Source organism: Corynebacterium sp. ACRPE, assembly GCF_022347435.1.
GTDB lineage: Bacteria > Actinomycetota > Actinomycetes > Mycobacteriales > Mycobacteriaceae > Corynebacterium > Corynebacterium tuberculostearicum_D.
In genome coordinates this window covers 1-26,065 of record NZ_JAKRNA010000029.1, presented here as the reverse complement: position 1 = coordinate 26,065, position 26,065 = coordinate 1, and the positions used below count along the sequence as shown (strand labels likewise).

The 26,065-nt window shown below is 64.4% G+C and carries 26 protein-coding genes; 16 read left to right on the top strand and 10 right to left on the bottom strand.

Translation table 11 applies throughout. The features are described from left to right. The 3 genes from MHY13_RS10920 to MHY13_RS10910 form a co-directional block, all read right to left on the bottom strand. The coding region (locus tag MHY13_RS10920; protein WP_239283113.1) for a DUF2993 domain-containing protein at positions 1 to 671 on the bottom strand (671 nt) is incomplete at its 3' end. Positions 672 to 735: 64 nt separating this feature from the next. Next, complete coding sequence (locus MHY13_RS10915) at positions 736 to 1,548, bottom strand: class I SAM-dependent methyltransferase (protein WP_239236268.1); 813 nt, start codon at positions 1,546 to 1,548, stop codon at positions 736 to 738. 20 nt (positions 1,549 to 1,568) lie between these two features. Beyond that, positions 1,569 to 2,060, bottom strand: a complete 492-nt coding sequence (locus tag MHY13_RS10910; RefSeq protein WP_179387320.1) for a DUF2505 domain-containing protein — start codon at positions 2,058 to 2,060, stop codon at positions 1,569 to 1,571. A gap of 24 nt (positions 2,061 to 2,084) precedes the next feature. Between MHY13_RS10910 and MHY13_RS10905 the strand changes: the two genes are divergently transcribed. Continuing rightward, on the top strand, positions 2,085 to 3,191 hold the full coding sequence (locus MHY13_RS10905; protein ID WP_239283112.1) for a UDP-N-acetylmuramate dehydrogenase: 1,107 nt from the start codon (positions 2,085 to 2,087) through the stop codon (positions 3,189 to 3,191). A 136-nt stretch (positions 3,192 to 3,327) separates the two neighbouring features. Here the strand turns inward: MHY13_RS10905 and MHY13_RS10900 are convergent, their stop codons facing one another. After that, positions 3,328 to 3,804 (bottom strand): S-ribosylhomocysteine lyase, encoded by a 477-nt coding sequence (locus tag MHY13_RS10900; protein WP_086588932.1) that lies wholly within the window; start codon positions 3,802 to 3,804, stop codon positions 3,328 to 3,330. A 71-nt stretch (positions 3,805 to 3,875) separates the two neighbouring features. Between MHY13_RS10900 and MHY13_RS10895 the strand changes: the two genes are divergently transcribed. Next, the gene (locus MHY13_RS10895) at positions 3,876 to 5,174 is read left to right on the top strand and encodes a YihY/virulence factor BrkB family protein (protein ID WP_239283111.1); all 1,299 of its coding nucleotides are present in this window, start codon (positions 3,876 to 3,878) and stop codon (positions 5,172 to 5,174) included. On the opposite strand, the gene MHY13_RS10890 is transcribed toward MHY13_RS10895, so the two are convergent. From MHY13_RS10890 to MHY13_RS10875, 4 genes are all read right to left on the bottom strand, one after another. Next, positions 5,171 to 6,709 carry an AMP-binding protein gene (locus tag MHY13_RS10890; protein ID WP_239283110.1) on the bottom strand — a complete coding sequence of 513 codons (1,539 nt, stop codon included), beginning with the start codon at positions 6,707 to 6,709 and terminating at the stop codon, positions 5,171 to 5,173. The genes MHY13_RS10895 and MHY13_RS10890 overlap by 4 nt on opposite strands. Positions 6,710 to 6,720: 11 nt before the next feature. Beyond that, positions 6,721 to 8,430 carry a long-chain-fatty-acid--CoA ligase gene (locus MHY13_RS10885; protein ID WP_239283109.1) on the bottom strand — a complete coding sequence of 570 codons (1,710 nt, stop codon included), beginning with the start codon at positions 8,428 to 8,430 and terminating at the stop codon, positions 6,721 to 6,723. A 71-nt stretch (positions 8,431 to 8,501) separates the two neighbouring features. Continuing rightward, positions 8,502 to 8,987: a methylated-DNA--[protein]-cysteine S-methyltransferase gene (locus MHY13_RS10880; RefSeq protein WP_204610366.1), complete on the bottom strand. Its 486-nt coding sequence runs from the start codon at positions 8,985 to 8,987 to the stop codon at positions 8,502 to 8,504. A gap of 1 nt (position 8,988) precedes the next feature. Beyond that, positions 8,989 to 10,704 carry a long-chain-fatty-acid--CoA ligase gene (locus MHY13_RS10875; RefSeq protein WP_239193821.1) on the bottom strand — a complete coding sequence of 572 codons (1,716 nt, stop codon included), beginning with the start codon at positions 10,702 to 10,704 and terminating at the stop codon, positions 8,989 to 8,991. Between the two features lie 66 nt (positions 10,705 to 10,770). Here MHY13_RS10875 and mshA point away from each other — a divergent pair, with 66 nt between their 5' ends. The 4 genes from mshA to MHY13_RS10855 all read left to right on the top strand — a co-directional run bounded on the left by mshA (position 10,771) and on the right by MHY13_RS10855 (position 14,852). Continuing rightward, positions 10,771 to 12,036, top strand: coding sequence for a D-inositol-3-phosphate glycosyltransferase (mshA, locus tag MHY13_RS10870; RefSeq protein ID WP_239236258.1), 1,266 nt, complete (start codon positions 10,771 to 10,773; stop codon positions 12,034 to 12,036). A 39-nt stretch (positions 12,037 to 12,075) separates the two neighbouring features. After that, positions 12,076 to 12,822 carry a phosphoglyceromutase gene (locus MHY13_RS10865; protein WP_239230466.1) on the top strand — a complete coding sequence of 249 codons (747 nt, stop codon included), beginning with the start codon at positions 12,076 to 12,078 and terminating at the stop codon, positions 12,820 to 12,822. Between the two features lie 63 nt (positions 12,823 to 12,885). Continuing rightward, positions 12,886 to 14,148 (top strand): ATP-binding protein, encoded by a 1,263-nt coding sequence (locus tag MHY13_RS10860; RefSeq protein ID WP_239283108.1) that lies wholly within the window; start codon positions 12,886 to 12,888, stop codon positions 14,146 to 14,148. Further along, positions 14,145 to 14,852, top strand: a complete 708-nt coding sequence (locus tag MHY13_RS10855; RefSeq protein ID WP_204610356.1) for a response regulator transcription factor — start codon at positions 14,145 to 14,147, stop codon at positions 14,850 to 14,852. Before MHY13_RS10860 ends, MHY13_RS10855 begins: the two co-directional genes overlap by 4 nt. Here MHY13_RS10855 and MHY13_RS10850 read toward each other — a convergent pair. Continuing rightward, complete coding sequence (locus MHY13_RS10850; RefSeq protein ID WP_239283107.1) at positions 14,849 to 15,775, bottom strand: hypothetical protein; 927 nt, start codon at positions 15,773 to 15,775, stop codon at positions 14,849 to 14,851. The two genes, MHY13_RS10855 and MHY13_RS10850, sit on opposite strands and share 4 nt — an antisense overlap. 33 nt (positions 15,776 to 15,808) lie before the next feature. Here MHY13_RS10850 and MHY13_RS10845 point away from each other — a divergent pair, with 33 nt between their 5' ends. The 5 genes from MHY13_RS10845 (at position 15,809) to MHY13_RS10825 (ending at position 19,378) form a co-directional block, all read left to right on the top strand. After that, positions 15,809 to 16,738: a Ppx/GppA phosphatase family protein gene (locus MHY13_RS10845; RefSeq protein ID WP_005327216.1), complete on the top strand. Its 930-nt coding sequence runs from the start codon at positions 15,809 to 15,811 to the stop codon at positions 16,736 to 16,738. Positions 16,739 to 16,747: 9 nt separating this feature from the next. Next, positions 16,748 to 17,749, top strand: coding sequence for a tripartite tricarboxylate transporter TctB family protein (locus tag MHY13_RS10840; protein WP_239283106.1), 1,002 nt, complete (start codon positions 16,748 to 16,750; stop codon positions 17,747 to 17,749). A 71-nt stretch (positions 17,750 to 17,820) separates the two neighbouring features. Beyond that, the gene (gene proC, locus MHY13_RS10835; protein ID WP_239283105.1) at positions 17,821 to 18,612 is read left to right on the top strand and encodes a pyrroline-5-carboxylate reductase; all 792 of its coding nucleotides are present in this window, start codon (positions 17,821 to 17,823) and stop codon (positions 18,610 to 18,612) included. 225 nt (positions 18,613 to 18,837) lie between these two features. Then, positions 18,838 to 19,026, top strand: a complete 189-nt coding sequence (locus MHY13_RS10830) for a helix-turn-helix domain-containing protein (protein ID WP_005276651.1) — start codon at positions 18,838 to 18,840, stop codon at positions 19,024 to 19,026. A gap of 250 nt (positions 19,027 to 19,276) precedes the next feature. Next, entirely contained in the window at positions 19,277 to 19,378 is a 102-nt protein-coding gene (locus MHY13_RS10825) for an AURKAIP1/COX24 domain-containing protein (protein WP_003855542.1), read from the top strand. Positions 19,379 to 19,465: 87 nt separating this feature from the next. Here MHY13_RS10825 and MHY13_RS10820 read toward each other — a convergent pair whose 3' ends face one another. After that, complete coding sequence (locus MHY13_RS10820) at positions 19,466 to 20,503, bottom strand: HAD-IB family hydrolase (protein WP_239283104.1); 1,038 nt, start codon at positions 20,501 to 20,503, stop codon at positions 19,466 to 19,468. 88 nt (positions 20,504 to 20,591) lie between these two features. Between MHY13_RS10820 and MHY13_RS10815 the strand changes: the two genes are divergently transcribed. The 5 genes from MHY13_RS10815 to hemB all read left to right on the top strand — a co-directional run bounded on the left by MHY13_RS10815 (position 20,592) and on the right by hemB (position 26,027). Further along, complete coding sequence (locus MHY13_RS10815) at positions 20,592 to 20,834, top strand: glutaredoxin family protein (RefSeq protein ID WP_150851354.1); 243 nt, start codon at positions 20,592 to 20,594, stop codon at positions 20,832 to 20,834. 73 nt (positions 20,835 to 20,907) lie between these two features. Next, positions 20,908 to 22,242, top strand: a complete 1,335-nt coding sequence (locus MHY13_RS10810; protein ID WP_239283103.1) for a glutamyl-tRNA reductase — start codon at positions 20,908 to 20,910, stop codon at positions 22,240 to 22,242. Continuing rightward, positions 22,243 to 23,130, top strand: a complete 888-nt coding sequence (gene hemC, locus MHY13_RS10805) for a hydroxymethylbilane synthase (protein WP_239283102.1) — start codon at positions 22,243 to 22,245, stop codon at positions 23,128 to 23,130. A gap of 208 nt (positions 23,131 to 23,338) precedes the next feature. Then, positions 23,339 to 25,015 carry a uroporphyrinogen-III synthase gene (locus tag MHY13_RS10800; RefSeq protein WP_234447402.1) on the top strand — a complete coding sequence of 559 codons (1,677 nt, stop codon included), beginning with the start codon at positions 23,339 to 23,341 and terminating at the stop codon, positions 25,013 to 25,015. A gap of 28 nt (positions 25,016 to 25,043) precedes the next feature. Continuing rightward, the gene (gene hemB / locus MHY13_RS10795; protein ID WP_239283101.1) at positions 25,044 to 26,027 is read left to right on the top strand and encodes a porphobilinogen synthase; all 984 of its coding nucleotides are present in this window, start codon (positions 25,044 to 25,046) and stop codon (positions 26,025 to 26,027) included. Positions 26,028 to 26,065: the final 38 nt, after the last annotated feature.

Genomic DNA, 26,065 nt, shown 5'->3' with positions numbered 1-26,065 from the left:
CCCACGAACTGGTCCGACATGCCGTTTTGCAGCGCGGAGGAGATGGCTTCGGTAGCCTGCTCCGGCAGCTCAAGGCCGAAGATGGAGGCCTCGGTGGCGCGGATGTCGAGCTTTCCATCGTGGGCGGTGGGCTCCAGCGACAGGTTGGCCAGGCCGCCGGCGAATTTCACGTCCAGCACATGGTCCTGCTCATTGGCGGTAATCTCCGTGACTACCATATTGCCTACCTTGTCGCTGCCGGCCTGCTCGGAAATGCCCTTCTGGAAAGACGCCAGCAGGTAGTCATCCGGCACGGTGGTAGAAGCGCGCAGCTTGCCGGCCACCGGGTTGTCCTGGTCCGTGCTCATGTCTTCCACGTGGATCTCAGAGGCAGGCTGGCCCTTGATTTCGGTGCCATCGATTTGCAGGGTGGACGGCGTGGTCATATCCATCTGGGAAATGGAACCCTGAAACAGCCCCAACAAGAGCGGGCTGCCGCCGAAGCTGACGGAGGGGTCCTCTTTGACCTGGATGCCCTCTTGCTCAGCGGCCTCGTTGAACTGCGAGGTCATCTGGTGGCCGATGAACCAGCGCAGGCCAAACTCGGCCAGCAAGATGAGCACGAGGAGTGCTACGAGGATGCCAATGATGATTTTCCAGGCGAGTGAACCCGCCGATTTCTTCGAAGCCATGCGTACCAGTGTGGCGCATGAGACGGTGCGGGGCAAAGTCTGCGGCGAAGTTAGCAGTACATTTTTAACCTTGCGGCGCCACCGATTCCCAGTCCACGGTCAGTACATTATCGCGCAGGCGCCGGCGGACGGGGTGGATGTTAAAGGGGACGTCGGCAAGCATGGCGCGTGCCCTACGCCAGCGAACGCGCGGACCGTAAGGCGCCCAGCCGGCAGCGCGGTCCCAAGCCTCGTCGGCGGCCTGAAGCAGCTCGTGGATGGGCTCGCCGGGCACATTGCGGTGGATGAGGATTTTGGGCAGGCGCTCGGCAATATCGGAAGGGCGCGCCACATCGAACGGGTCCCACGCCAGGGTGAGCGTCCGCGGACCATGGGCATCCAGCAGCAACCAGGCCGCGCGCCGGCCGAGCTCATCGCAGGTGCCCTCCACAAAGAAGCCGCCCGGGGCGAGCCGGGAGCACACCGTCTGCCAGGCCTCTTCCACCTGGTCCACGTCATACTGGCGCAGCACATTAAACGCGCGCACCAGCTGCGGCCGGTAGCCGGCCAGCTCAAAACCGCCCAGCTCGAAGCGCACGCCATCGCGCGGCGGCAGCACCCGGTCCGGGTGGATTTCCAACCCGCGCACGTCGACCTGCGGATTCGCCCGGCGCAGCCACCCTGCCCACTCCACGGTGGTGGCATGCGAGGCCCCGTAGCCCACGTCGAGCGCCAGCGGCGTATCCACATGCCGCAGCAGCGCGGAAATCTCCGGGTGCGCGAGCATCCACCTATCGCAGCGGCGCAGCCGGTTGTGGTTGGTGGTGCCGCGGGTAATAACGCCAAAAGGCCGACCCGCAGCTGCGCTGGCGCGCAGATTATGTGCGTGGTCGGCCATAGATTTTGGGTCTTAAGAACTTAGGCGTTCTCAGAGATCCACTGTTCGGTCAGCTTGCCCTCGTTGTCGAAGAGCTCGCCCAGGGATTCGCCCACCTTCGGCTCGATGGCGGCGCCCATCATCGGGATATTGACGGAAATCTCGTTGACGTAGGACAGCTTGGTCATTTCGCCCTCGCCAGCCAGGGAGATATCGCCCTTGAAATCAACCGGGGTGCCCTTGACATCCGCGGTGTAGTTAACGTCAGCAGCCTCACCGTTGAGCTCGCCCACGGTAACCACGCGCTTGACCTTCAGGTCCTGGGAGACCATGGCGCGCACTGCCTCTGGCAGCAGGGTGGTCGGCAGAACCTCGAAGAGGGTGGCTACGTTATCGCTGAAGTCGTGCACCTGGCCCGCCTCAGGGGAGAGGTTGGCCACGATGTACTCCCAGTATTCCTTGGTGAGCAGCGCCTTGTGAACCTTTTCGATGGGCTGATTGATGGTTACGGTGTTTTCACTACGGGTTGACATGCCTAACAGACTACCTTGGTAGGCGTGCTTGATAAATCTTTGACGCAACAGCTCACAGAGATCGACGGCGTAGAACTGGATCCCGCCGCCACCTTCGCGGACCTGACTACGCTGCGTGTAGGCGGAAAACCGCAGGCCGCACTGCGCTGCTCGCAGCCGGAGGCCGCCGTTGCCGTGGTGCGTGCCCTTGATCACGCCGAAGTGAAATTCATCGTCGTTGGCGGCGGCTCCAATCTCTTGGTGGCCGATGGCGCCGTGGATCTCGTCGCGGTCATCCTCGACTTCGACGAGGTCTCCATGGACACCGAGACCGGAATGGTGCGCGCGCAGGCCGGTGCCGTTTGGGATGACGTGGTGGCTCGCTCCGTGCAGCTCGGCTTGGGCGGCATCGAGTGCCTCTCCGGCATCCCCGGCACCGTGGGCGCGGTCCCCGTGCAAAATGTGGGTGCCTATGGCGCGGAGATCTCCGAGGTCCTTACCCGCGTGCGCCTTTATAACCGCCACACCGATACCGATGAGTGGGTCCCCGCCTCCGATCTGGAGCTGGCGTATCGCTATTCCAACCTGAAATTCACCGGCCGCGCCGTGGTGCTGGAGGTGGAGCTGCAGCTCGATACCGAGGGCCTTTCCCGCCCACTGCGCTTTGGCCAGCTCACCCAGAACCCGGGCGAGCGCCGCCCCGTGGCCGAGGTCCGCGAGGAGGTCCTCAAGCTCCGCCGCGGCAAGGGTATGGTGCTCGACCCCACCGACCATGACACCTGGTCCGCCGGCTCTTTCTTTACCAACCCGGTGGTGGACTCCGCTCTTGCCGACGCCGTCCAGGCCAAGGTCCGTACCTCGCTTGGCGACGCCACCGCAGACTCCATGCCCCGCCACCCCTCTGCCGAGGCCGGCCGGGAAAAGTTGTCTGCCGCCTGGCTCATTGACCGCGCCGGGTTTGCCAAGGGCTACCCGGGCTCCGGCCGGGCCACGCTCTCGACGAAGCACACGCTGGCGCTGACCAACCGCGGCGAGGCCACGGCCGCCGATATTGTGGACCTCGCCCGCATCATCCGTGACGGCGTCCACGAGACCTTCGGCGTGGAACTCGTGCCTGAACCGGTGTGGATCGGCCTTTCCCTCGACGAGTAGCGCGCGACTGCGCTTTCGCTCCGAGTCTCGGGGTCTAAAACCTCCAAAGCAGCCACGATAGCGCCCTTTACCACGCGGTTTTCGGGTCTATCGTGGCTGCTTTTTCAGTTCGACGCCTATCGCGCCGGCGACTCGCTTAGGCCGCCATGACCTGGAGCCACTCATCCTTAGCGCCCAGGAATGCGCGGGCTGCTTCCTGCGCGCCCTCCAAGCTGTGGTGCGCACCCCAACCGCACTGCTCTTCGTTGGCGGCCGGTACCTCGGTAGCGTTAAGAATATCGTTGAGCGCGCCTTCCACCGCGCGCAGCAGTTCGTCCTGTTCCATGCCGTTGGTGATGGCGTAGAAGCCGGTGCGGCAGCCCATCGGGGCGAAACCGATGAGCTTATCGGTGTAGTTGCGCATGAAGTTTGCCATCATGTGCTCCACCGAGTGCAGCGCCTTGGTATCCAGGTGGTCCTGGTTAGGCTGGCAGAAACGCAGGTCATACTTAATGATCTCGACGCCGCCGCCCAAATCCGTGCGGTCGGCCACGCGGATATATGGCGCGCTGACTAGGCGGTGGTCGAGTTCGAAGGACTTAACGTTGAGCTTCTTTTCATTCTGGTCAGTCATGCTTCCCCAGTGTAATCACAGCTGAGTGTCACTTCCTGAAATAGATTCTTTACCGCATACGCTGGGATAATATGAGCACTCTGGACGACGCCGCCGAGGCCCCCGGCGCCGCACGCACCCCTGGGGACTTGCCTTCTGCCGTACAGCCTGACGGTGAGCGGCCCGCCGGCGAGCAGCCCGCCGGCCGCCAGCCTGCCGGCACTCCGTCGAGCGCCGCGGCCACTCCGGTGAGCGAATCCGAGTACGAGGGGGCGGATAAGATCGTGCCCAGCACCGCGCCCACCGTGGTCAAGATTGCGGGCCATACCGAGGAAGTAGATCCCCTGGCCCGCGGCAACCGCTTGCGTAAGGAAAGCTGGGGGCTGGTGGTGCGCCGCGTGTGGGCCGATTTCTTCCATGATGCCTTGATGGATCGTGCGGCCACGATGACGTACTTCACGCTCATGGCCTTTGCCCCCACGGTGCTGGCCGCCTATTCCATCGCCACGCTCATTTTCTCCTCGCGGCGTGCCGAGGTGCACGAATTAACCTCGCAATTCATTGCGGACTACGTGCCCAGTTCCATGACGGAGCAGGCCGAAAAACTGGTGGGCTCCATCATTGGTTCCACGGCGCAAGGCACCTTCGCTCTGGTGGTATCCGTGCTGATTTCACTCTTTGCGGCCTCGGCCTATGTGCGTGCCTTCTCGCGCACGGCCAATACCGTCTATGGGCGAGTGGAAGGCCGTGGAATCATCCGCACCTGGGCGCTGATGTGGGGGCTGACCATTGTTCTCGTCATCGGTGCGGTCATCGTGCTCTTTGCTAACCTGCTGCGCGATACCATCGTGAGCAGCGTTATCGATCCCCTCGCGGGCAAGTTGGAGATGCAGGGCACCGCGGACTTTTTGGGCGGAATCTTCATGCCGGTGTGGAATTGGCTGCGCTTCCCACTCACCGTGGTGATCGTGCTGAGCTTGATCGCTATCTTGTATCACTTTTCCCCGAACGTGCGGCCGGCGCGCTTTCGGTGGATAACCCTCGGCTCCGTGGTGGCGCTTAGCACCAATGTGGTGGTGTGGGGAGCATTTGCGCTGTATGCCCAGCGCTTTGCCGGTGCCAGCGTGTACGGCGCCTTCAGCCTCATTATGGCCGTATTCATGGCCGTGTGGCTATCTAATACGATGCTCATTTTAGGCATCAAGATCGATGCGGAAATCCTGCGCGCCAAGGAGCTGCAACTGGGCCTGCACGCCGCGCGTCATATCCAGGCCCCGCCGCGTTCCGACGCCGCCGCTAAGTCCCAAGCCCGCGCCCAGCACGACCTTGAGAAGCGTTCTGAGCGCATCTACCAACAGGCGGTGCGCCGGGGAGAGCGGGAAGAAAGCTAGCCCTGGTTGAGCAGCGCGAGGAGATCGCGCTGGACATCGCGGCGGCGCAGCTTGCCCAGCTGATCGCCGGCGAGCTCATCCATGGCAAAGAAGCGCTGCGGGACCTTATAGCGCGCCACCAACCCGCGGCAATGGTCGCGCAAGGCGGACTCGTCGAGCTGCGCGCCGGGGGCAAGCACCACGCAGGCGGCGACGTCCTCAGAACCATCGGAGCGAGGAAGGCCCACGACCGCGGCTTGGGCGATATCAGGATGGGAGGTTAAAGCCTCCTCGACCTCGCCGGGATAGACATTGAAGCCACCGGTGATGATGATTTCCTTGATACGGCCCACCAAGCGGATATGGCCATCGGGATCGCGCACGCCCATGTCCCCGGTGCGGAACCAGCCGTCGTGGAAGGCGGCGGCGGTGGCGGGGGCGTCGGCAAGGTAGCCGCTAAAGACTTGCGGGCCGCGGGCGAGGATTTCGCCGGCCTCGCCATCCGGCTGGGTGCGGCTGAGGTCGTGAGGATCGCCGATGCGCAGCTGCGTATCCGGCAGCGGCAGGCCGATGGTGCCGGCGCGCCGGGAGTCGTCGAGGGGATTGATAGTCAGCACGGGAGAGGTCTCCGTAAGCCCATAGCCTTCCACCAGCATGCCGCCGGTGCGCGCCTCCCATGGCTCGATGATGCGCGAGGGGAGCGAGGCCGCGCCCGAGATGGAGTAGCGCACCCCGCCGAGATCCGCGGGCGCGTCGGACGCGGCTGTGTCTGCGGCCGCGGGAGTGGCCGCCATGGCGCGCTCGTAGATGGTGGGCACGCCCGGCATCCAAGTGGGGCGGCGGGCGGCAAGCGCCTTGGTCACCGCGTCGGTGTGTGGGGCAGGCAGCAGGATGATCTCGGCCGCGCAGCGCACCGCGAGGAGCACGCTCATCGTCAGGCCATAGGAATGGAACATGGGCAGCGCGGCCAGGAAGCGCTCGTGTCCGGGGCACAGCGGGGCCTGGGTTTCTAGCTGCAGGCAGTTGGCCGCGAGGTTGCCATGGGTTAAGACCACGCCCTTGGGGCGGGCGGTGGTGCCGGAGGTGTAGAGGATAAGGGCGGCGTCGGCAAGCGCGGCAGGGTGCGGCTCCACCGGGGAGCCGCTGAGGGGAAGCGGCTCGCTGAGGGAAACGGAGATGGTGGTCTCAACCTGCGCAGAGACGGTGGGGGCGATGTCCTCCCAGGCAATCGCCACGCGGGCGCCATGGTGGGCAAGTAGCGGGGTGAGCTCGTGCGCGGTATAGCGCGGATTGTGCTCCACCACCACCGCGCCCAGGCGCAGGATGGCAAAGAATGCCACCACGTGCTGCGGGCAATTGGGCAGCAGGAGCGCCACGCGGTCGCCGGGGCGCACACCCATCTCGCGCAGGGCACCGGCCGCGGCCGCCACCCGGGCGTCGAGCTCGCTATAGGTGAGCGTGTGGCCAGCGAAGTGGGTGGCGGGGCGCTGGGGAAACCTGGCGACGGCGGACGCGAGGAAATCCGTCAAAGTAGCGCCGTAATGAATATCTGCCATAGCCGCTAAGTTTAGGCCTTTGCCTCCAGCAGCTCGAGTAGGTCCTTGCGCACCTGGTGGCGGCGGATTTTGCCCAGGTGGTCGCGCGCCAGATCTTCGAAGTGGTAGAAGGTGCGCGGCACTTTGTAGCGGGTCAGGCGCTCGCGGCAGAATTCCTTCAAGCCTTCTGGATCGAGCACGGCGCCATCGCGCAGGGTGACGCAGCCGACGACATCCTCGGAGCCATCCTGGCGTGGGCGGCCCACGGCGGCGACATCCACGACGTCGGGATGCTGGGCAATCGCCTCTTCCACCTCGGCGGGGTAGACGTTGAAGCCGCCGGTGATGATGATTTCCTTGATGCGGCTGACCAGCTTGATATAGCCATCCGGTTCCATGAGTGCCATATCGCCGGTGCGGAACCAGCCATTGTGGAAGGTCTTTTCGGTAGCGGCGGCATTGCCAAAATAACCCTGGAAAATCTGCGGGCCGCGCGCGAGCATCTCGCCCGGTTGGCCATCGGGTTGGGTTTCATCCAGATTCTCAGGGTTGGCAATGCGCACCTCCGTATCCGGGAAGGGCACGCCTACATAGCCTGGGCGGTGCTTGCCGTTCATGGGATTGGCCGTAAGTACCGGGGAAGTCTCCGTCATGCCGAAGCCCTCCACCAGCCGGCCGCCGGTCATGGCCTCCCAGCGCTCCACAATCTCTACAGGCAGCGTGGCGGCGCCGGAGAAGGCATTGCGGATGCCGCTTAAGTCGACGTCCTTTTCTTCCGCCGCGTCCATGATCTTCTGATACAGCGTGGGCACGCCCGGCAGCCAGGTAGGCGTGCGCTTTTTCACTATGTCCATAATCAGCGGCATCTGCGGGGAGGGAACCAGGATGAGCTCGGCGCCAAGGTAGATGCTGAAGATGCACAGCGTGGTCATGCCGTAGGCGTGGAAGATGGGCAGTGCCGCGAGGAAGCGCTCTTGTTGCTTGCCCATCTGTGGCACCCAGGCCTTACCTTGGATGGCATTGGCAATGAGGTTGCCATGCGAAAGTAGGGCACCCTTGGGCTTTCCGGTGGTGCCGGAGGTATAGAGGATGAGCGCAATATCATCCTGGGAGATCTCAGGGACATCGAGGTCCGAGCCGTCGCCGCCAATGGCCGCGCCGATCAGGGTGGACCACTCCACGGTATTGGGCGCGGGGCTGGTGAGCTGTTCGCGCTTGGCGGCCAGCGGCGGGAGGGGCAGGCGCAGCGCGAGGCGCTTGAGCGGTGGCATGGCATCGACCATGTTGACGGAGACGATGGTCTCCAGCGGGGTGGTCGAGCGCAGCCTTTCTAGCGTGGAGGCGGTTTTATCCCAGGAGATGGCCACGCGCGCGCCGTGGTCATTGAGCAAGCCTTCTAGCTCCGGGGCGGTATAGAGCGGGTTGTGTTCGACCACGGTGGCACCAAGCAGCTGCACCGCGTAGAAGGCCGCGACGTGCTGGGGGCAGTTAGGCAGCACGATGGCTACCTTGTCGCCGGGGCGAATGCCAAAAGCCTTGAGCCCGGCCGCAGCGGCGCGCACCTGGGTATCGAGCTCCGCGTAGGTCTGCGTCTTTCCAAAGAAGTAGGTGGCGGATTTATTGGCGTTGACCCGCAGGTTATTGCGGTAGTAGTCGACGATGGTTTTATCGCCATAGTCCAGCGTGTGTGGGGTCCAATCGCTGTAGTGCTCGAGCCAGGCTCGGGAGGGGGAAGCGGACACGCGGAAAACCTTTCGTTTGGCTACAAAAACTATTTCTGAGGGGATAGCATATCCAAATATGAGGAATCCCTCTAGTTTTCTTCTAGTGTCAGCAAAAAACGTTTGGCATCCAGACCACCCGCATAGCCACCGAGCCCGCCGTCGCTGCGCAGCACACGGTGGCATGGTCGCACGATGAGCAGGGGATTGGCGCCGCACGCACTGCCCACGGCCCGCGTCGCGCCGGGCCGGCCCAGCAGCTTGGCGACGTCGCGGTAGGTGACCGTCTCCCCATAGCCAATCTCGGCCAGTTGCGCATGCACTGCGGCGCGAAAGTCGGTCGTCGCAGGCGGGTCGAGGCGTAACTCGAAGGCGTGGCGCTGGCCGGCGAAATACTCCGCGAGCTGTGCCTGGGCGGCGTCGAGCACGTCCGCGCTGCGCTTATCGACGCCCCCTTCATCCACACCGCCCACCGCTTCCTGCGGGGTGCTGGCCGCAGTGATGTCGACGCGGGAAAGCCCCCGCGGGCTCGCCTGCAAGCACAGGGGTCCGAGGGGGCTATCGATAAGGCGGAACATGTTAATTCTGTTCGGCCTCGAGGCGACGGATGAGGTCTGCCTGGACCTCGCGGCGGCGGATCTTGCCCATCTGGTCCTTGGCCAGCTCCTCAAAGTGATAGAAGGTGCGCGGGACCTTGTAGCGGGTCAGGCGCTCGCGGCAGTAGTCCTTGAGTCCCTCCGGGTCCAGGGCGGCGCCATCGGCGAGGTCGAGGCAGGCCACGACGTCCTCGGAGCCGTCCTCGCGCGGGCGTCCGACCACGGCGACGTCATCGATGCTCGGGTGCTCGCGCAGGATTTCTTCCACCTCACCGGGGTAGACGTTGAAGCCGCCGGTGATGATGATTTCCTTGATGCGGCTGACCAAGCGGATGAAGCCGTCTTCTTCCATAACGCCCATGTCACCGGTGCGGAACCATTCGCCGTGGAAAGCGGCCTCGGTGGCCTCTTCATTGTTGAGGTAGCCCTTGAAGATCTGCGGGCCGCGGGCCAGCACCTCGCCCTCAACGCCGTCCGGCTGGGTCTCGTCCAGGTTATCCGGGTTGGCAATGCGCACCTGGGTATCCGGGAACGGAATGCCCACGTAGCCCGGGCGGCGGTCGGTGCTCATGGGGTTGCCCACAATAATCGGCGAGCACTCCGTGAGGCCATAGCCCTCCACCAAGAGGCCGCCGGTGTAGTTCTCCCACTTGTTGACCGTGTCCGAAGGCAGGGTAGACGCACCGGAGAAGGCCGCGCGCACACCCTTGATGGGGATTTCCTGATCCTCGGCGGCCTTCACGATGCGCTCGTAGAGCGTCGGCACGCCCGGTACCCAGGTCGGGGTGTGCTTCTTCATCAACTGCATGATGAGCGACATATCCGGCTTAGGCAGGATGACAAGCTCGCCGCCGATGAACTGCGCAAGGGTGACGTTCATAGTTAGGCCATAGGCGTGGAAGAAGGGGAGGGCGGCCAGCATACGCTCCGGCTTATCGCCCAAGCCAGGAACCCACGCCTTGCCCTGCATGATGTTAGAAAACAGGTTGCCGTGCGAGAGCATGGCGCCCTTCGGGGCGCCGGTGGTGCCAGAGGTGTACATAATCAGCGCGATGGTGTCCTTATCCACGTCCTCCGGCGTGGTGATATCGCTGCCGTCGCCGCCGATGGCATTGCCCACCAGGGTCTCCCACGGCACGGTATTGGGCGCCGGGGACGATAGCTGCTCGCGCTTGGATTTCAGTGGCGGGATGGGCAGGCGTAGGGCGGCGCGCTGCAAGGTAGGCATGGCGTTGATCATGTTGATGGACACGACCGTTTCCAGGTTGGTGGTCGCACGCAGCTTCTCCAAGGTCGGCGCTGCCTTATCCCAGGCAATGGCGATGCGCGCGCCGTGATCCTGGAAGAGCCCTTCCAGCTCGTGGGCGGTGTAGAGCGGGTTGTGCAGCACCACCTGGGCGCCCAGCTTCAAGATGGCGTAGAACGCCGCGATGTACTGCGGCGAGTTCGGTGCCACGATGGCGACTCGGTCACCGGGGCGCACACCGAAGGCCTTCAGGCCAGCGGCCGCAGCGCGAACCTGCCGGTCCAGCTCCGCATACGTTTGGGTGCGTCCGAAAAAGTAGGTGGCCGGCTTATCGCCGTTGACCTCAAGATTATTGTCGTAAATGTCCAGCAGCGTGGTCTCGCCATACTCGAGGTGGTGCGGTGTCCATTCCGGGTAATACTGGAGCCAAGCCTGTGATTCGTATGCGGACAAAACTATACCTTTCGGTAGCGTAGGTTTCTGGCAGGGGCCAGTATAGCGCCGGTAGAATTGAGCGCCATGCGCATCGCCATGATCTCTATGCATACGTCCCCCATTGAGCAGCCCGGCTCGGGGGACGCCGGCGGTATGAACGTCTACGTCCTCAATATCGCCCGCCAACTAGCCCGCCGGGGAATCGAGGTGGACGTCTACACTCGCGCTACCCGGCCTAGCCAGGGCGAAATCATTGAGGTTGAGCCCCACCTGCGCGTTATTAATATCGTCGCCGGTCCGTATGAGGGCCTGGATAAAGAGGATCTGCCCACCCAGCTGGCCGCTTTCGCGGGCGGCATGGTGCAATTTGCCAAGTGGCAGGGCAAGAAATATGACCTTATTCACTCCCACTATTGGCTCTCCGGCCAGGTGGGCTGGCTGCTGCGGGATCTCTGGGGCATCCCGCTCATCCACACGGCCCATACCCTCGCCGCGGTGAAAAACGCCTCCCGGACCGCGGATGACACCTTGGAGTCCGAGGCCCGCCGCATCTGCGAGCAGCAGCTGGTGGATAACGCGGACCTGCTCGTGGTCAATACCGAGCAGGAGGCCCGCGACCTAGCCGAGCACTACGACGCCGAGTGCGACATCATTCGCGTGGTCTCGCCCGGCGCTGACGTCGAGCTTTTTACCCCGGGCACGGACCGCAATACGGAGCGCTCCCGCCGCGAGCTGGGCATTCCACTGCACACCAAGGTGGTGGCCTTTGTGGGGCGCCTGCAAAAATTCAAGGGGCCAGAGGTCCTCATTCGCGCCACGGCCGAGCTCTTCCGCCGCGAACCGACCCGCAACCTGCGCGTGGTCATTTGTGGCGGCCCGTCGGGGGCCAATACGGCGCCGGAGGCCTATAGGGAATTGGCGCGCGAGTTGGGCGTCGATAAGCGCGTGCGCTTCTTGGGCGCCCGCCCGCCAGAGGAGCTGGTGGGGGTCTACCGCGCGGCCGATATCGTGGCGGTGCCTAGCTATAACGAGTCCTTCGGCCTAGTGTCGCTGGAGGCCCAGGCCTCTGGCACACCGGTGGTGGCCGCGGCCGTCGGCGGGCTGCCCATCGCCGTAGCGGACGGGGAGACTGGCCTGCTGGTGCACTCGCATGATCCGTCTGATTGGGCCGATGCTCTAGCCCGCCTGCTTGACGACGACCCCATGCGCATCGCCATGGGCGAAGCCGCCGTCGCCCACGCCGCGCGCTTTAGCTGGGCCAGCTCCGCCGCCGCGCTCGCAGAAATCTATGACGAGGCCAGCCGCATCGAGGTCCCGGATTGCCATCAACGGCGGGCGATTGGGGATTAAACCCCGACGCCGGTAATAATTTCGTGGCATGCTGGAGGCATGACTAACGGAAAACTGATTCTTCTTCGCCATGGCCAATCCAAGTGGAACGAGTCCAACCAGTTCACTGGCTGGGTTGATGTAGATCTGACCGAAAAGGGCGAGGCGGAAGCCAAGCGCGGCGGTGAGCTGCTCGCGCAGGAAGGCGTTCTGCCCGATGTCCTCTATACCTCTCTTCTGCGCCGCGCTATCCGTACCGCAAATATCGCACTCAACGCCGCCGACCGCCACTGGATCCCAGTGGTGCGCGATTGGCGCCTCAACGAGCGCCACTACGGCGCTCTGCAGGGCCTGAACAAGGCCGAGACCAAGGAAGAATACGGCGAGGAAAAGTTCATGGCATGGCGCCGCTCCTATGACACGCGCCCGCCGGAGCTGGCCGATGACTCCGAGTACGCCCAGACCAATGACCCGCGCTACGCGGACCTGGACAAGGTCCCGCAGACCGAGTGCCTGAAGGACGTCGTCGCCCGCTTCGTGCCGTACTTCGAGGAGGAAATCCTCCCACGCGCCAAGAAGGGCGAGACCGTGCTCATCGCCGCACACGGCAATTCCCTGCGCGCTCTGGTTAAGCACCTGGACAATATTTCCGATGACGATATTGCCGGCCTGAATATCCCGACCGGCATCCCGCTGGTATATGAGATCACCGAGGACGGCTCCGTAGTAAACCCAGGTGGCACCTACCTGGATCCGGAAGCCGCCGCTGCCGGTACCGCTGCCGTTGCTGCGCAGGGCGGTAAGTAAGAAACTGCGCCACAGTCCCCGGGGAGTATTCCCTGGGGACTTTGTGGTGGATAGGGTAGACACGTGGAATTGATTCTTTCCTTCGTTGCCGGCGTGGTGGCCTGCGGGTTGGCGCTGCCGGCGATTTCTTGGCTGCGCGGGCGCATTGCGCACTACCGCCAATCCACCGATGCCGAGGCCAACCAGGTCACGACGGTCAGCCAGGTACTGCACTTGGCCGTGCAGGGCTCGCCGACGGCCCTGGCGGTGCTGGACCGCAGCCAAGAAATCGTCATGTCCAATCCCGCCGCCCACGAGATGTCCCTGGTGCATGATCGCGCCGTGAACCCGGACGTGTGGCAGACCGCGCAGGAGGTCTTCGAGGACAAGGAGACCCGCACCGTCGATCTGGCCATTCCCAAGCGCCGCACGGGCCACCGCGTCACCCAGTTCAAGGCGGTTATTAAGCCGCTGACGCTTAACGACGGCCGCTTTGTCATCATCTACGGCACCGATGAGAGCGAAAACGTCCGCATGGAATCCGCCCGCCGCGATTTCGTGGCAAACGTTTCCCACGAGCTCAAGACCCCCGTCGGCGGCATTGCCCTGCTGGCCGAGGCCCTGCTGCAAGACCCCGGTGACCAGGAAACCGTGGAGTACTTTGGCAATAAGGTTTACAAGGAAGCCAACCGCATGGCCGATATGGTCAGCGAGCTTATTTCCTTGTCCAAGCTGCAAGGCGCTGAGGCGCTGCCAGAGATGGAACCGTTGGCAGTCGATGACCTCATCGAGGAAGCACTCTCGCGCAACCAACTGGCTGCGGAGGCCCGCTCCATCGAGCTCAACCGGGGCGCCTCCGCCGGCGTGCAGGTCAAAGGAGATAGGTCCCTGCTGGTTACCGCACTATCTAACCTCATCTCCAACGCGATTAACTATTCGCCGGAGAAGATGCCGGTATCGGTCTCCCAAAAAGTCGTGGACGGTGGGGTCGTGCTCATCCGCGTCACCGACCGCGGCATCGGTATCGCACCGGATGATCAAAAACGTGTTTTTGAGCGCTTCTTCCGCGTAGACCAAGCCCGGTCGCGGCAGACCGGAGGCACTGGCCTAGGATTAGCAATTGTTAAACACGTGGTGGCCAACCATGGCGGCAACATCAAACTGTGGTCCCGGCCCGGTACGGGTTCTACATTCACTATTGAGTTGCCTATCTACAGAGAAGAAAAGCCAGCGCAGGATGCTGGCATGAAGGATAATGAGAAAAAGGATGCCGTCACTGCGGCGGCGCCTGGGCTCCCGCGTGCAGTAGCACGCGTCGCAGCACGTCGAAAGGATAAAGCACAATGACCACCATCCTCATCGTTGAAGATGAAGAGTCGCTGGCAGATCCGCTGGCATTCCTCCTCCGCAAGGAGGGCTTCGAGCCGATCATCGCGCACGATGGCCCTACGGCGCTGGAAAAGTTTGCCGCTAACGACATCGATATCGTCCTTCTAGACCTCATGCTGCCCGGCATGTCAGGCACCGAGGTATGCAAGCAGCTGCGCACCACCTCGTCCGTGCCGGTCATCATGGTGACCGCGCGCGATTCCGAGATCGACAAGGTCGTCGGCCTCGAGCTGGGCGCCGATGATTACGTGACCAAGCCTTATTCCTCCCGCGAGCTCATCGCCCGCATCCGCGCGGTGCTGCGCCGCGGCCACGATTCCGGCCCCGGTGCCGATACCGAGGCAGAGGAAGACGTAGCCGAGCAGATCCTCGAGGGCGGCCGCGTCAAGATGGACGTGGAACGCCACACCGTTACCGTTGCGGATGAGCCGGTATCCATGCCGCTCAAGGAATTCGACCTCTTGGAGTACCTGCTGCGCAACGCCGGCCGCGTACTTACCCGCGGCCAGCTCATTGACCGCATCTGGGGCGCCGATTATGTTGGCGACACCAAGACGCTCGACGTCCACGTCAAGCGCCTGCGCTCCAAGATCGAGGAGCAGCCCTCCCGTCCGAAGCACCTGGTTACGGTGCGCGGCTTGGGCTATAAATTCGAGCTCTAGCTCTCCGCCTGCTGGCTTCCTGCCTGCAGGCTCTCGGCCTTCACGCTGGCCGGGTGCTGCGTGAGCTGGACGCCGTGCTCGGCCGCCGCGGCGCGCGCCTTGCAGTGCGCGGCCAAAATCTCATAGGACTCTCGGCCCATGAGCGCTACCAGCTCGTCCTCGTGCGATTGCCACATCGGCAGCGGGTTGGCGTGGCAGGCGGCATCGGCCGAGCAATACCAATCGAAATCCTCGCCGCCATTACCCCAACCGCGGCGGTCGTACTCGCCAATCTGGGTGCGTAGAATCTCCTGCCCATCTGGGCGCTCTTCATAATCCTCGTAGCGGCGCAGCGGCAGCTGCCAGCACACCTCGGGTTTGACCACTGTGAGCTCCTCGCCGGTATCGACCGCCCACTGGTGCAGCGCGCAGCCTGTACCCGTTGCCCAGCCGGCGCGGTTGGCAAAAATGCACGCGCCATCCACAATGGGGGTCTTCAGCGCCGGTTCCGGTTCGCCGTCCTCGCCGTCGAGCTCGTCCCACTCTAGCCATGGCTCCAACTCGTCCGTAGCGTCCTGCGCGAGGAACTCATCTACCCCCGCTGGGCGCAGCTGCCAATACTTGGCGGGCATGCGCGAGACGGCGTCGTAAAGCTGGTCGCGGTCTTCCTCATCGGCCATATAGGCGCCATGCACGCAGCAGCCCACCTCGGGCTGGCGCTTATCGATGCCCCGGCACGCCGACGTCCCAAATTGGCAGCTGTAGTGCGATTCCACCCAAGTCAGGTCGATAGAAAAGACGTGGTGCGGATCGTTCGGGTTGGTAAATTCAAACCACTCCCGCGGGAAATCGGGGGCCTCTTCGCGGCCCGCTCTTATCGACGCCGCCGCGGGCGAGCTCGCGGGAAAACCTAGATATACCGTGTCAGATTCTGGGCGATTCACACCTAACCACGGTAGACCTACTACGCTATTAGTGTGCGATTAGGTGTATTAGACGTCGGAAGCAATACCGTCCACCTCGTTGCGGTCGACGCCGCGACGGGCGGACGGCCCACTCCGATGAGCGATTGGAAGACCCCGCTCCGGCTGGTCGAGCAGCTGGACAAGAAGGGCAACATCCATGAAAAGGGTGTAAAGAAGCTGGTCAGCGCCGTAGCGGAGGCGAGCGAGCTGGGCGATAAGCTGGGCTGCGCGGAATTTATCGCCTTTGCTACCTCGGCGGTGCGCTCTGCACCCAATTCCGAGGCCGTGCTCGATGAGGTGGAAAAGCAGACCGGCGTACGCCTGCAGATCCTCTCCGGCGTGGAAGAAGCCCAGCTGACCTTCCTTGCTGCCCGTCGCTGGTATGGCTGGTCCGCCGGCCGTATTACCAACCTGGACATCGGCGGCGGCTCGCTAGAGCTGTCCACCGGTACCGACGAGCACCCCGACCTTGCCTTCTCCCTCGACCTGGGCGCTGGCCGGTTGACCCATAATTGGTTCGACACCGACCCGCCAGAGAAGAAAAAGGTAAGCGCGCTGCGCGATTTTATTGATGCGGAGCTTGAGGACGCCGCCCAGCAGATGAAGGCTATGGGCCCCGCTGGCCTTGCCGTGGGTACCTCCAAAACCTTCCGTACGCTGGCCCGCCTGACCGGCGCCGCACCTTCGTCTGCCGGCCCATACGTCAAGCGCACGTTGACTGCACCGGGTCTGCGCCAGTTAATTTCCTTCATCTCTCGCATGACTGCGGCAGACAGAGCGGACCTAGAAGGTGTAAGTTCTAACCGATCGCACCAAATCGTTGCCGGCGCTCTGGTAGCCGAGGCATCCATGCGAGCCTTGGACATCGAGAAGCTGGAAATCTGCCCGTGGGCGCTGCGTGAGGGCGTCATTTTGCGCCGGACCGACAAGGGATTGGAATAGGAAGAGATCATGGCTGACAAAAACCAGTTGACCGTGGCGGAGCTGCTGGCTCGCAATAAGAAGGCCCGCGGCGAAAAGGACGGCAAGGACGAGAAGCGTTCGCGCCGCCATCGCCGCAGTCTGGAAGAGGGCGGCATCTCCGTTGCGGAGCTGACCGGCAACCTCAAGAAGGTCAAGGCGGCTCCTGTCGAGGCCAAGCACACCTCCGTCTCCATCGACGAGGATGCCCCCGTCATCCGCGCTCCCAAGCCCGAGGAGAAGGCCGACTCAGCCTCGGCGAAGAAACCCGCCGCCAAGCCAGCCGAGAAGGCCGCAGAAAAGGCGGCAGAAAAGCCCGTGGCAAAACCTGCCGACAAGCCAGCGCAACCGGCTGCGGCCAAGGCTGCAGAAAAGCCCGCCGCTAAGGCGGCGCAGCCAGCTGCGAAGGATGCTGCGAAGAAGAACCAGCCTTCCGCCGATGACACCGCGGTAATCCAGCGCGTGGATAAGAAAAAGGCGGACGAGGCCAAGGCCGCCGCCGCGCGACCGGCCGCTGGCAAGGCTGCGGCTGAGAAGCCCGCTGCGGAGAAGGAGCGCGCCGAGAAGGGCACCAAGGCCAAGGGTGCGGCGGCAGGCGCTGGAGCCGCCGCAGCTGGCGGAGCCACGGCTGCGGCGGTGCCGGCGTCGAAGAAGGCGGGCGTCGCTAAGAATGCCGAGGAAACCGGCAACCTACCCAAGGTGGAAGACGACGAAGACTGGGTCGAAGAAGAGCACGAGAAGCTCAACCCAGTATCCATCCTGCTGATGATTGTTGCGGGCATCCTGCTGGCGATTGTCATCTTCAAGGGCTTTGAAATTCTGTGGGATAGCTTCCCACGCCTCGTCGTTGCCGTCCTGGCGGTGTGCGTGACCGCAATTATGGTCGGCGTGACCCACGCGCTGCGCACCGCGCGTGACGGGTTCTCCATGTTCCTAGCCGGCTTTACCGGCCTCATCCTGACTTTTGGTCCGCTGCTTTTAGTCATGCTTTAAGCCCCGCTTGCCGATGCCCCGGTTACCCCACGTGGTAGCCGGGGTTACGCATTTTTGGCATGGTGGAGGCTATGACAAAGATTGCAATTTTAGGCGGCGGACAGATCGGTGAGGCTTTGACCTCGGGACTTGTGGCATCGGGCTTTGCGGGCTCGGATATCACGGTCACCAATCGCACCGAATCGCGCAGCCAGGAACTCAAAGAGACTTATGGCGTCAACGTCACCAGCGATAATGCGGCGGCGGTGGACGGCGCGGACTATATCTTCGCCTGTGTGAAGCCTTATGCCATCCTCGACCTGCTCGAGGGCCTTAAGCCGGCAAAGGACGCCGTGGTAGTTTCCATGGCCGCAGGCCTGACGTTGGAGCAGCTGGAGGGCGCTGCGGGCGAAGGCGTGCCGGTGGTGCGCGTTATGCCTAATACCCCCATGTTGGTGCGCCGCGGCATGTGCACCTGCGCGGCCGGCGAGCACGTGAGCGATGCCCAGATGGACAGCGTGCGCGAGCTGCTCGAGGCCGTAGGCGAGGTCGCGGTCATTCCGGAGAAGAATATTGACGCTGCCACCGCGCTGGCGGGTTCCTCCCCGGCTTATTTCTTCCTTGTGGCAGAGGCGCTTGTCGACGCCGGCGTACAGCTCGGCCTTCCCCGCGACGTCGCCGAGAAGCTCGCCGCCCAGGCGGCGGCCGGCTCCGGTGAGATGCTGGCTAGCTCCGGGCGTTCGGCCACCCAGCTGCGCGCCGGGGTGACCTCGCCGGGCGGTACCACTGCTGCCGCCGTCCGCGAGCTGGAGGAGTCCGGGCTGCGCGGAGCGTTCTACCGCGCGGCAGAGGCCTGCTCCGATAAGGCTAAGGAGCTTGGCTAAAGCTTCCGTGCGCGACCTCCCCGTGGCGGGGGTGTACCCGCCTGGGAGCGCTGGGGCGGGTGTTAAGCAGCGCTTTCGGGGTAAACCCTAATGAATGCTGTGAAAAAATTTGGCACTTGGGTCGCATTAGTCACATGTTTCACGATAGGCTAGGGCAAGCACGTGCGTGAAGTCCTGTGGGAGGGGAAGCCTACAGCGCGTTACGAGCTGAAGGGTTAGATATATATGGCAAATGAAGAAAAGGGAACCTTTCTGACGATCGCGGAGGTCGCCGAGATTATGCGCGTCTCCAAGATGACCGTCTACCGTTTGGTTCACGCAGGCGAAATGCCGGCTGTTCGCGTCGGACGCTCCTTCCGCGTTCACGAGTCTGCCGTCAACGAGTACCTGGAGGCTTCCGTCTACGGAGCCTAGGCTCGCGCCGCACAGACAGCGCCCACCTCTGTTGGCCCTCGTGGTCAGCGGTGGTGGGCGCTGTTGTTTCTCACTGTTGTTGTCGCGGGCCCTTTTTGGTCACGGGCTGGGTGCTGGGTAAGATGGTGTGCATTCGTGTCGGCTCGCTGATGTGGCCCGCGGTCCGTGTGGCCACGGCGGCAAGAGTGCACCTTCGCCGTTTTAGCGCCGACAAGTTTGACAGTACGTACTACACGAAAGTGAGGACTCCATGGGTTCCGTCATTAAGAAGCGCCGCAAGCGCATGTCCAAGAAGAAGCACCGCAAGATGCTGCGCCGCACCCGCGTGCAGCGTCGTAAGCTGGGCAAGTAAACCCCAGCCCGCTTCTTGCCCTCCGCCCTTGCGCGGAGGGTTTTTGCATGCTTGCCGACGTCCCCCAGCGCCCCCCTACCGCCCTTGCTACCGCCGGTAGTAGCGCCAGCCGCCATAGGAGAAGACGGCGGTGGCCAGCGCCGGCAGACCATAGGTGCGGATGGCGCGGCGCACGGAGCGGTAGTCGCGCACGAGCCAGCCGCGGTCGCCAGCGATATCGCGCAGCTTGCGGTCTGGGTTAATGGCCACGGCGGTGCCGACCATGGACAGCATCGGCACATCGTTGGCCGAATCCGAGTATGCGGTGCAGCGCGAGAGATCGAGGCCCTCGATGGTCGCGAGCGCGGCCACGGCGTGCTTCTTGCCGGGCCCGTGGAGGATATCGCCGACCAGTCGTCCGGTGAACTTGCCGTCCTTGACCTCCGCGACGGTGCCGAGCGCGCCTGTAAACCCGAAGCGCCGGGCGAGCACCTGTGCCAGCTGGACCGGGGTGGCGGTGACCAGCCACACCTGCTGGCCGGCGGCTAGGTGCATCTCCGCCAGCTGCGTGGTGCCGGGGTAGGCGCGGCGGGCCAGCGAGGCGTCCACGATTTCCTCGCACAAATCCACCAGCTCGTCGACGCCGCGGCCTTTGACAAACTCCAGTGCCTGCGCGCGGCCCACGGCCACGTCCTTGGCATTTTCGCTGCCGGAGACGCGGAACTTGAGCTGCTTCCACGCTATCGGCAGGATTTCAGAAAGCCGGAAGTAGCGCTTGCGCGCCAAGCCAAAGGCGAATTCCACGAGGGAAGAGCCTTGGATGAGGGTGTTATCGACGTCGAAAAACGCTGCCGCGCCCACATCCACCGGCACGTCCGGGTCCTGGGCGGTGATGCGCTGCGCGCCGGCCGCGTCATAGGAACCGGTGACCGAGTCCACGCCGGAGGCGAAATCCTCCAGCTCCAGCCCAAATTCCTCCAGCGCCGCGGCGGCCGCGGCTTCACCGGCGGTGCGCTGCGATTCCTCGTCCAGCGGGGCGAGCGCTTGGGTCTCCAAGAAATTGCGCAGGTTACCGCGCGAGGCGGTCCAATTGGCCAAGAAGTCGCGAGGGGATTCGGGGAACCCTGGGGGAGTGGTAGCGGACACGAGTGAGACAAACAGCTTTCGCAAACGCGGGGTGGACTAACGTGTCCATAGTAATGGTTTCCACCGCCGCCGTCCTTGTGAGGAGAATATGTCTCAGCATCTCGTCGAGCTCATGGTGCGCACCACCTGCGGTTCTTGCGCGCGCGTGAGGGAGCAGATCACCCCCGTCGTAAAGCAGGCAGGCGCGGAGCTTGCCGTGCGTAACGTGGATGAGGACGCGGAGCTGGCCATGGAGTTCGGTGACCGCGTGCCCGTCGTGGTCATCGACGGCGAAGAGTTTGCCTGCTGGGAAGTAGACAACGAGGAGTTAGCGGCCGAGCTGGCCGGTTGATTCGGGATCCGCGACACCGACGGGTAGTCTTTTGGAGGATTAAAATCAATCAAAGGGTTGAGGAGTGTTGTGCATGAGCGTGCTCGTCGTGGGCATGTCCCACCAGTCGGCGCCGGTGGCGCTGCTGGAAAAGCTGAGCATGGATAGTGCGGTCCAGGATTCCGCCTGCGGGCAACTCGTGGCGGCCGAGCCGCTGTCAGAGGCGATGATTATCTCCACCTGCAACCGCATGGAGGTCTACACCGTCACCAACTCCTTCCACGCCGGCGTGCAGGAAGTCGTGCGCGTGCTCACCCAGGTTTCGGGCGTGGGCGAGCAGGAGCTGCGCAACTACCTCTACGTGCGCTATGCCGACGCCGCGGCCGAGCACCTGATGTCCGTGACCTCCGGCCTGGATTCCATGGTGGTGGGCGAGCAGCAGATCATCGGCCAGGTGCGCAGCGCCTACCAGTCCGCCTCCGAGCAAGGCACGGTCGGCCCGCGCATTCACGCGCTGGCGCAGGCCGCGCTGCGGGCGGGCAAGCGCGTGCACTCCGAGACCGATATCGACGAGGCCGGCGCCTCCATGGTGTCTTTCGCCTTCGACCAGGCCTTGCAGCGCCTCGACGCCGGGGACCTGACCGGCAAGACTGCGCTGATCCTTGGTGCGGGCGCCATGGCGTCCCTCGCCGCCACCCACGCCGGCCGGCTGGGGGTTAAGGAGCTGGTGCTGGCCAACCGCACCCGCGAGCGTGCCGAGCGCCTGGCCAGCCACGCCGAGGAGGCGGGCGTTGCCACCCGCGTCGTGGACTTTTCTGAGCGCGCCGCCGCGCTTTCCGACGTCGACCTTGCCATCTCCGCCACCGGCGCCGATAACTTCACCATCGAGGCCGCCGACCTCCCCGCCGGCCGCGCTCTCATGCTCATCGATCTCTCCCTGCCGCGCGATATCGACGATGCCGCCGCCGCGGCCGAGGGCGTGGACCTGGTCAATATCGAGCGCCTGAGCAAGTCGCTTTCGGCCGCCGATACCGATGTCGCGGCCGGCACCAGCCCGCACGCGCAGGCCCGCCACATCGTCGACGAGGAGCTGGCGGCCTATACCTCGGCCCAGCGCGTGCGCGACGTCGCTCCGGCCGTAAGCGCCCTGCACCGCCGCGCGGCCGATCTCGTCGAGTGCGAGGCCGCGCGCCTGCAGCACAAACACCCCGAGCTCGCGGGCAAGCAGCTCGAGGACGTACAGCGCGCCCTTAAGCGCGTGGTCGATAAACTGCTGCATGAACCGACGGTTAGGGCGAAGAAGCTGGCGGCGTCGGAAAGCAGTGTCAGCAGCGAGAACGCCCTGCAGGAGCTCTTTGGCCTGCAGCTGGAAGGCTCCGGTGTGTCCGTGGCCGTCAATGAACTGCCCACCATGACTAAGGAGGCCTAAATGTTTCAGATTGGTACCCGCGGCTCCAAGCTCGCCACCACCCAGGCCGGCCATGTGCGCGATTGGCTTATCGACGCCGGCTTTGACTCCCAGCTCCACATCGTCACCACCGCCGGCGACGTCAATATGGCGCCGGTCGAGCGCATCGGCGTCGGCGTATTTACCCAGGCGCTGCGCGAGGCGCTGTATGCCGGCGAGTGCGATATTGCCGTGCACTCGTTTAAGGACCTGCCCACCGCCCCCGATGAACGCTTCCGCCTCGTGGTGCCGCAGCGCCAGGATTCCCGCGAGGCGCTCGTCGCCCGCGATGGCCTGAGCCTGGAGCAGCTGCCGCAGGGCGCGCGCGTGGGCACCTCCGCCCCGCGCCGCATCTCCCAGCTGGCCGCCCTCCGCCCGGACCTGGAGATTCGCCCGCTGCGCGGCAACATCGATACCCGCATGTCCAAGGTCACCGACGGCGAGCTCGACGCCGTTCTGCTGGCCTACGCCGGCCTGCTGCGCGGCGGCTACGCAGACCGCGCCACCGAAATCTTCGAACCCTCCGTCTTCATGCCGGCGCCGGCCCAGGGCGCACTCGCCATCGAGGCCGTGGCCGGCACCGAGGCCGCCGCGGCCCTAGACGCCATTGTCGACGACCGTGCCTCGGCCGCCGCTGCTGGTGAGCGCGCCGTGCTGGCCCGCCTCGAGGCCGGCTGTACCGCGCCGGTGGCCGCCACCTCGCGCTGGGACGGCGACCAGCTCACCGTGCGCGGCGGCGTCTTCGCGCTCGACGGATCCCGCCAGCTCACTGCCACCGCCTCCGGCTCCGCGGCCGAAGCCGCCGATCTTGGCGCGCGCGTCTCGGACGAGCTTTTCGCCGGTGGCGCGGCCGAGCTGCTGGGCAAGTAATTTCGCCTTTAGGCGCTAATAATTTAAGGTGTAGATACCACAGATCATTGTCCCGCAATGATCCGGCCCCCTTTAAGGGCATCCCAGGACGCAAGGCCTGGGATTTTGGCCGTTAAGACCGTGTCACCCACCGCCGGCGCGGGGAACCACACCGCATGCGATCATGTCCGTGCGCGGTGCCGCGCGCCCGATTTTAGAAAAGAACTTTATGAGCAATGCCGCGCCAGACACCCAATTGGGCAAGATCGTCTTTGTGGGCGCTGGTCCAGGTAATCCCGACCTGCTGACCGTCCGCGCCCGCGAGGTTCTGGCAAATAGTGCCATCGCCGTGACCGATCCGCAGGTCATGCAGGGCGTGCGCGATGCCGTCGCCGCCGCGCTGCCCGTTCCGCAAGAGCTTCTCGACGCCGCCGAGGCCGAATACGCCCAAATGTGCGCCGATGCCAAAGCCAAGGGCGCGCGCCGCAAACCGCCGCGCCCCGCGCCGCCAACGGCCGCGGTGTTGTACGAGCCGGCCGAAGATATCGTCGGCCAGCTGCGCGAGTGCTTGGTCGAGGCCGATGGTGAGGATGTCATCCGCCTGGTCACCGGCAACCCGCTGCACCGCGAGTCCATCAAGGCCGAGATCAACGCCGTGGCGTCCGCCGGCCTGGAATTCCAGGTGGTGCCGGGCATGTCCCTGCCATCCACCGTGCCGTCCTTTGCCGGCATTGCGCTCGGCTCGACCTATACCGAGGCCGACGTTACCGACGGCGCCGATTGGGACGCGCTGGCCAACGCCACCCAGCCCATCGTCCTGCAAGCCACCAAGGAAGACCTGCCGGTCATCTCCGACGAGCTGCAGCAGCGCGGCATGCCGGCCGAGACCGAGGCATTTGTCACTGTCCACGGCACCACCCGCCTGCAGCGCACCTACGAGACCACGCTGGGCACCATGGGCAAGCTCGACGCGGACCTCACCGGCCCGCTCGTCGTCACCCTCGGCCGCAGCATCGACGACCGCACCAAGTACTCGTGGTGGGAAAACCGCCCGCTCTATGGCTGGCGCGTGCTCGTCCCACGCACCAAGGAGCAGGCCGGCCCGATGTCCGCGCGCCTGGCCGGCTACGGCGCTATCCCGCAAAACGTGCCCACCATCTCCATCGAGCCGCCGCGCAATCCGGCGCAGATGGACCGCGCCATCAAGGGCATCGTCGAGGGCCGCTACAAGTGGATCGTCTTCACCTCCGTCAACGCCGTGACCGCGGTGTGGGATAAAATCGCCCAGCTCGGCCTCGACGCCCGCGATTTCGCCGGCGTCCACCTCGCGGCCGTGGGCACCAAAACCGCGGCCGCCATCCGCGCCAAAGGCATGGTTCCGGAGCTTCTGCCACACAAGAAGAAGCAGAACGCCGAGGGCCTGCTCGATGTCTTCCCCAACTTCGTAGAAGACATCGACGCCGTCGGCCGCGTCCTGCTCCCGCGCGCCGATATCGCGGCCGATACCCTAGTTGACGGGCTCAAGGCCCTCGACTGGGAAGTCGATGACGTCGTGGCCTACCGCACCGTCCGCGCCGCCCCGCCTTCGGCCGAAATCCGCGACATGATCAAGACCGGCGGCTTCGACGCCGTCGCCTTCACCTCCGGGTCCACCGTGCGCAATCTGGTGGGCATTGCGGGCAAACCGCACCAGCGGACGATCATTGCGTGTATCGGGCCGTCGGCAAGAGCGGCCGCGGAAGAGATGGGCCTGCGCGTCGATGTCGTGCCCGAAGTCGCGGACGTGCCCGCGCTTGTCGACGCCCTCGCAGACCACGTCGCCGCCCTCCGCGCCGCCGGAAACCTGCCCGCGCCGCGCAAGAAACGCCGCTCGCGCAAGAAGGCTACTAAGGTCGACAAGGCATAAGTTTTAGTCTCGCTCTAAGGAGTACCCAATGAGCACCTTCCCAGCCCGCCGCCCACGCCGCCTGCGCACCACCCCGCAGATGCGCAACCTCGTGGCCGAAACCGAGGTCCGCCCCTCGGACCTGATTCTGCCCATGTTCATCGTGGACGGACTCGACGCCCCGCGCGAGATTCCCTCCATGCCGGGCGTCTACCAGCACACCTTCGACTCCCTGCGCCGCGCGGCCGAGGAGGCGTTGGAGGCCGGCGTGCCGTGCATCGACCTTTTCGGCGTGCCGCTCGATGAGGACAAGGATGACACCGGCTCCGTCGCCTGGGACCCGCAAGGCATTTTGAACCGCGGCATTTCCTGCCTCCACGAGGAATTCGGCGATGACCTCATCGTTATGGCCGATACTTGCCTCGACGAGTTCACCTCCCACGGCCACTGCGGCGTGCTGGATGACAAAGGCCGCGTGCTTAACGACGCCTCCGTAAAGCTCTACCAAGACATGGCCCGCTCCCAAGCCCGCGCCGGCGCCCAAATCGTCTCCCTGTCCGGCATGATGGACGGCCAGGTCGGCGCCATCCGTGCCGATCTCGACGAGGCCGGCCACGAGGACGTGGCCATCATGGCTTATTCCGCCAAGTACGCCTCCGCCTTCTTCGGTCCGTTCCGCGATGCCGTCGGTTCCTCCCTGGAAGGCGACCGCCGCACCTACCAGCAGGACCCGCGCAACTTCCGCGAATCCCTGCTCGAAGCCGAGCTCGACATCGACGAGGGCGCGGACTTCGTCATGGTCAAGCCCGGTCTGCCCTACCTGGACGTGCTTTCGGCCGTGGCGGAGACTTCTCCCGTGCCGGTCGCGGTCTACCAGGTCTCCGGCGAGTACGCGATGGTCAAGGCCGCGGCCGCCAACGGCTGGATCGACGGCGAAGCCATCATGCTCGAGTCCCTGACCGCATTCAAGCGCGCCGGCGCCGATCAGATTCTGACCTACTTCGCTACCGAAGCCGCCCGCCTGCTCAAGTAAAGGACCCCTGTGACTGCTACGCCCCCGTCGCCCGCCCC